The sequence below is a fragment of the Pseudomonas brassicacearum genome (assembly GCF_003732225.1).
Lineage (GTDB): Bacteria > Pseudomonadota > Gammaproteobacteria > Pseudomonadales > Pseudomonadaceae > Aquipseudomonas > Aquipseudomonas brassicacearum_E.
In genome coordinates this window covers 1-5,724 of the sequence record NZ_MOBJ01000026.1, presented here as the reverse complement: position 1 = coordinate 5,724, position 5,724 = coordinate 1, and the positions used below count along the sequence as shown (strand labels likewise).

At 52.4% G+C, this 5,724-nt stretch carries 4 protein-coding genes and 2 pseudogenes; 3 read left to right on the top strand and 3 right to left on the bottom strand.

Annotated features, from left to right (window positions below; genetic code table 11):
- A pseudogene (locus tag BK659_RS24465) lies at positions 1-298 on the bottom strand (hypothetical protein); the annotation flags it as partial.
- Between the two features lie 303 nt (positions 299-601).
- Here BK659_RS24465 and tnpB point away from each other — a divergent pair.
- The 3 genes and pseudogenes from tnpB to BK659_RS28110 all read left to right on the top strand — a co-directional run bounded on the left by tnpB (position 602) and on the right by BK659_RS28110 (position 2,744).
- Positions 602-958: an IS66 family insertion sequence element accessory protein TnpB gene (gene tnpB, locus BK659_RS24460; protein WP_123427876.1), complete on the top strand. Its 357-nt coding sequence runs from the start codon at positions 602-604 to the stop codon at positions 956-958.
- Positions 959-975: 17 nt separating this feature from the next.
- Positions 976-2,439: pseudogene (gene tnpC, locus BK659_RS24455) on the top strand (IS66 family transposase).
- Positions 2,440-2,612: 173 nt separating this feature from the next.
- On the top strand, positions 2,613-2,744 hold the full coding sequence (locus BK659_RS28110) for a hypothetical protein (protein WP_259740306.1): 132 nt from the start codon (positions 2,613-2,615) through the stop codon (positions 2,742-2,744).
- A 604-nt stretch (positions 2,745-3,348) separates the two neighbouring features.
- Here BK659_RS28110 and BK659_RS27685 read toward each other — a convergent pair.
- Together BK659_RS27685 and BK659_RS24440 are read right to left on the bottom strand one after the other, a co-directional pair.
- Positions 3,349-3,762, bottom strand: a complete 414-nt coding sequence (locus BK659_RS27685) for a hypothetical protein (protein WP_148050453.1) — start codon at positions 3,760-3,762, stop codon at positions 3,349-3,351.
- Between the two features lie 133 nt (positions 3,763-3,895).
- Positions 3,896-5,724 (bottom strand): hypothetical protein (locus BK659_RS24440; protein ID WP_123427872.1); only part of this gene is annotated, 1,829 nt, incomplete at its 5' end.

Sequence of the window (5,724 nt, the reverse complement as noted above, 5' to 3'; positions counted from 1 at the left end):
CGATCTTGTAGGCCGGGGAGGTGTACTCGGTCTGGCCCCATAGTTGAAACTCTTCTGCCGGGGCCTCAGCGTTTTTGGTGGGGCAGGTGATTGTCCAGGTCGCGCCGGTGTCGGCAAACGTCTGAAAGGCCCCGATCGCGGGGCTGGTCGACAGCGGCAGTGTCTTGCCCGGCGGCTCTTTGAGGCACACGCCCTGATTGATCCAGGCGCTGTGTTGTTGAGCGTTGAGGGTGAGGGTGTGTTCGCCACCGTGACAGAAATACAACGGGCCGGCGGCGATAGTTTTTTCGAGTGCCATCTTGACGATTTCCTGAGGCTCGGCGGGAGCTTCACTGTCGGAGATGGGCAAGGCGGCGTCTACTGTCATAAATGACAGTTAGAAATAGAAGTTCGCGATAAGAAATCACCGGAAGCACTGATATGGGAATAAGAAATGAATTACTTCTTTCGGCTGATGAAGGCAAGGGCGGCAGCATCAGCGGCGCGGTTCAACGGCGTTTCACCGAGAGTGTTCCGTAAGCGCACCATGAAACCCACATTCCAAACCGAAATCTAATAACTGACGCTGTGCCCCGATTTCTTTCAGGAGCCAGCCGCCATAATGCGTCCCGACGCCAAAGTCGAAAAAGTGTACCTCTACCCCAAGCCCGTGGATTTTCGAAAATCCATCGACGGCCTGACCGCTCTGGTTGAGTTGGATATCAAAGTCGCGGTGTTCGACCCGGTGCTTTTCGTTTTTCTCAACAAGAACCGTAATCGGGTCAAAGTGCTGTATTGGGAGCGCAACGGCTTTTGTCTTTTCCTCAAGTGCCTCGAGGCCGAGCGTTTCAAAACCTCGCCCGATACGACCGAGGAGGTCATTGTGCTGACGGTTCAGGAACTGAACTGGTTACTCGATGGTTTTGATCTGTGGCGCAACCGTCCGCATCAAGTTTTTACGCCGCGATTTATCGCGTAGCTGGGTATAATCCGGGCATGATTTCAATGCCAGATGATCTCCCTGATGACCCTGTTCTGCTCAAGCAAATACTGCTTGCGGAACGCCGCGCTAAACAAAGTCAGATCGTTGACCTGAAATAACAAACCGTCGACTCTGAAACCCCGCAGCTTGTGCTGTTTAATGAAGCCGAAAGTGTCTCTGTGTCCAGAGTTAACAAGGTCGACGAAGAAACTGAAGAGGTCGTCACCCCGACCAAACGCCGTGGCAAACGCAAGCCACTTTCTGCTGACTTTCCGCGTATAGAAGTTGTCCACGAACTGACTTGCGCCTGCGGCTGCCGCAAACATGCCATCGGCGAAGAAACCAGCGAACAGTTGGAGATCGTGCCGATGCAGATCCGCGTGATCAAACATATCCGCAAGGTTTATGGCTGCCGAGGTTGTGAAACAGCGCCGGTCACTGCCGAGAAACCGGCGCAACTGATCGAAAAAAGCATGGTCAGCCCCAGCGTCTTGGCAATGTTGCTAACGACCAAATACGTCGACGGTTTACCGCGGTACCGATTTGAAAAAGTCCTCGGTCGTCACGGCATCGATATCCCGCGTCAAACGTTAGCGCGCTGGGTGATTCAGTGTTGTGAGCACTTCCAGCCGCTGCTTAATCTGATGCGTGATCGATTGCTGGAAAGCCCAGTGATTCACTGCTATGAAACGCGGGTGCAGGTGCTGAAAGAGCCTGATCGAGATCCGACCAGCCAATCCTGGATGTGGGTGCAAGCCAGCGGGCCACCTGAGCGTCCAGTCATCCTTTTTGACTACATCACCAGCCGAGCGCAGGAGGTACCGTTGCGCTTGCTGGGTGATTATCGCGGCTATCTGATGACTGATGATTGCGGGGGCTATAACGCTTTGGCGTTGCAACCGGGCGTTGAACGCTTGGCCTGTATGGCCCATGTACGACGCAAGTTTGCCGATACGCAGAAAGTGCAGCCTAAGGGCAAGGTGGGTCGTGCCGATGTTGCGTTGGCGATGATCAACAAGCTGTATGGCATCGAGCGCGACCTCAAGGATGCCAACGACAAACAGCTGTTTGTCGGTCGTCAGGAAAAGAGCTTACCGGTGCTCGCCGAGTTGAAAAGCTGGCTGGAGAAAAACCAGCAATACGTCACCCCGCAAAGCGCCTTGGGCAAAGCAGTCAACTATCTGGGGAGTAACTGGAGTCGGTTGGAGCGTTATGTGGAAACCGGTTTTTTACCCATAGACAACAACAAGGCCGAGCGAGCAATAAAGCCGTTTGTTATTGGAAGAAAAAGCTGGTTGTTCAGCGATACCCCCAAAGGTGCGACGACCAGCGTGCAGATTTACAGCCTGGTCGAAACCGCGAAGGCTAATGGTCAAGAGCCCCATACGTGGCTGCGCCACGTACTGGAGCGCTTGCCGCGAGCCGTGTCGGTAGAGGACTTTGAAGCACTGTTGCCGTGGAGTGTGGAGACATTATGAGTATCAATATTGATCATCTGAGTGCTGATGAGTGAGTGGTGTTGAATCACCACATCATTGAGCGCCTGAAGATGTTGGAGTCGCTGGAAGCGCACAAATCGATGATACAGTTCCATCCTGGTGCGCGGGTAAGCTTCGACTCACCCAGCAGTGGGCGCCTGTCAGGAACCATTATGAAGTTCAACCGCAAGAGCGTCACCGTGGTCAGCGATAATGGACAGCGCTGGAATATCTCGCCGCACGTGCTCTCGCCGATCAAAGACGTACGGGCGGGGACGGTGGTGGATATCAAGCACAAGAAATAAAAGAATATTGCATGCTGAACGCCCCACCTTTTTTTGAACAGGTGGGGGTTATGGATCGCATACGATTGTTCGACCGAGTTTGATTTTTTGAACCTCAGGCAGCGAGGGCCTCAAAAATCGGTGGGTACTTCAGACCTTCCTTAGAGGGTTAACACCTACTTTGTACCCAGAATGGTTCAGTCCGATTTTTTCTCCTTTGAACTTTAGTGTTTGCTGAACATTATGGCTTGGGTGGCACACCAACCCTAAAAGGAACGCCTCCAGTCCATCCGGAGGGGACTCCACCTCCAAGGGTTTGTCTGGCCTTGACTACATAGTAGCCCAGCCCAAGGTTTTGGCTTAAACGCACACCCCACAAACCATGAATTGTGGGGCTGGCTTCAGCATTAATCATCGGGGCTTCGCCCTCCTTGGAGATTTCTATCTCTACTCCAATGGCATCTTGACAAGGCATAATATAGAAAGTGGTTCCATGTCCTTCGATGCTGGCATTAGCTTCCGGGCGTGTAATGGTGGGGGCTGGAGGTGGGATTCTTTCACGGTGCATGGTGGTGTTCCTCAGTATGAATTGCTTGAGCTCACTATTGGTACACTCGCGTCGCTTCTAATTGTCCTTCGGGTATGTCAGTAGTATTTGGTCCTCACTTCTAATTGGGCAAGTAGGAACTGAACTGATTTTCACCCAGGTCGGGCCGGGTTTGCTTGGCGTATAAATAGCATCATCCCAGCCATCCACGTCTGGAAAAATATGATAACAATAGGTCCACCCTTCAAATGAGAGCGCCACCGAATGATTACCAGGTTGATGTGTTTCTTTATGCAAAGACTGAAATCTAACTCTAAACAAACCGCCCTCTACCAGAGTCATCTCAGCATTTGTTATATAGTAATCAGACCGCTCATGCAGCCCCTGATCAGGCTCGAGGCTTTTACCATGCTCAACAATCGAAGCGCGACCATTACTTGCATTCCCTACTTGTGCAGTGCGTATCTCTGGTTTTGATGTATTAGTTTTCATTGCGGCTTTCTCGTTTGATATTATATTTGAATAGCATCAGTGTCTCGCTCAGATCAATACGGTGTATGGCACACCTCTCAATCTTCAACGCTAAGCACTCCAGGTTCGTATTCGGTCAGCATGTTTCTTCAGTTTATTGCAGTTTTAGTGTCGGAAGTAGCATTGGCTCGGACAAGCCAATCCAAAGGAGTTTAAGACTAAAGTCCCCTCTCTTGTTGTTATCACCTGTGATTGCCCATTGTAGATTTAAGGTGTGGGCGTTGAAGTTCGGGTTGCACTTGAAGTCTTCTGCGTTAAGTGATGAGCTTCCCCCCCACTGCAAACTGACGGGCATATAGGCTAATGGGCTATTGGCTTTCGGTTCCAATGTTAGCTGGTGAGTTATTCCCCCAGGAAAAACAGCTCCGCCGATCGGAATTACAATGTCGTCAAGTTTTGGAGTGACCTCATCAGCAAAGTCACTGGACAGCAATACGCTGGTTGACAGTGTCATCGGAATATTCGAACCTTCTAATATCAGGTCCAACAAGAAACTACCGCTCTTTTCCGCTGAGCCGGTAATAGTCCAACTATGGATCGTCGTTGGATCGCCCAATTCTGGAGAACACTTAAGGTCTTTGGTCTCAAGCCCTGAACCAGTAACCCAGCGTAAAACCACGGGCGCACCGGCTATTGGACTACCGGTATTTGGGACTAGCGTGAGTATTCGAGGCCTGCCTCTCCAAAATATATCGCTACCATCCAGTTGTACCGTCGCTTCATCTTCAATACTTGCAGATAGCAGCGTACTGAGCGCTACGGTGATCGGCGTGGTCATGTCCTTGCCCGTAAGGCTCAGCTGGAAGGTGCCGCTTTTGGTCGAGCCGGTTACATCCCAGCTGTGAGTTGTTTTTTCTGCGTCGAATGCCGGGACACTCACCACGTTGGCCGCTACCAGCCCACTCTTGATCGCGCACGTCAGAGTCACCGGATAGCCATCCAACGGGCTGCCGGGCTTGAGCTTCAGTGTGACGGTCTGGGCCTGTCCCCGGAGGAAAAAGTTACCCTCGGCGGGAACCGTTTCGCCGCGGATCGTGACCTCGGCCTCATCATTCAGATTTTTGGAGAGCACCCGACAAGGCAAGGGAAAGACTTCATCGGTTTCCGTGAACTTGAATTGCAAATCAAAGAATCCGCTTTGACTGCCGCCGATAATGGTCCACTTCACCGAGCCGTTTTCGGGGATGTCCTGGGTATGGGATTCGCCCAGCGGAGGGGTGTAGGTGATGCCCAGGTTTGGATTAATGTCGCCAGCAATCAGGGCCACCTTCATTTCAGGCAACGGCCCGCCTGACTTGGGTTTCAGCTCCAGCACATGAGTGCCTGCACGAAAAAACACCAGGTCTGGTTTACTCAGATCATCGATGGTCTCGCCATTGAGCGTGATCGATTCAAATGCGTCCGAGGTGAGTTTCGACATCACCCGACTGGTGAGGGTCAGCGCCGTGGTGACACCCGCGCAGCTAAGCTTCAACGCAAAAGAACCGCTGACCTTACCCCCCGTGACGTTCCAGCTCAAAGTCAGGCCTTGCGGTACGTCGGTAAGTTGTCGAAGCGCTGGCACGTAGACCATCCCGACCGGAGCGTCGGTGTCTTCAAGCAACACGGCTAACCCTTGCATCCCGGGCTCGAAAGTCAACTTGAATTCGGCCTGCTCTTCGCGAAAAAAAATTGCCCCGACCTCAGAGACCGGTCTGCCTCGTACTTCAATTCGGGTGATTTCCTGCACCAGCAGTGTTCTCGAGATCACCCGACTCTCGAGAGTCAACGGCACAGATGTGTTGGCACAGACTGCACGCAGCGTGAAAAGACCACTGTTGTTGGCGCCGGTGACACTCCAGCTCAGCTGCAATCCTTCCGGTACCGGAATGGGTTGTTTAAGCAAGGGGGCGTAAGTCATGCCCAGACCCGCAGGCGCCTGCT

Excerpts from the sequence above, each read along its gene's own strand:
- tnpB (WP_123427876.1), top strand. The coding sequence starts at position 602 with ATGCGTCCCGACGCCAAAGTCGAAAAAGTGTACCTCTACCCCAAGCCC.
- BK659_RS28110 (WP_259740306.1), top strand. The coding sequence starts at position 2,613 with ATGAAGTTCAACCGCAAGAGCGTCACCGTGGTCAGCGATAATGGACAG.
- BK659_RS27685 (WP_148050453.1), bottom strand. The coding sequence starts at position 3,762 with ATGAAAACTAATACATCAAAACCAGAGATACGCACTGCACAAGTAGGG.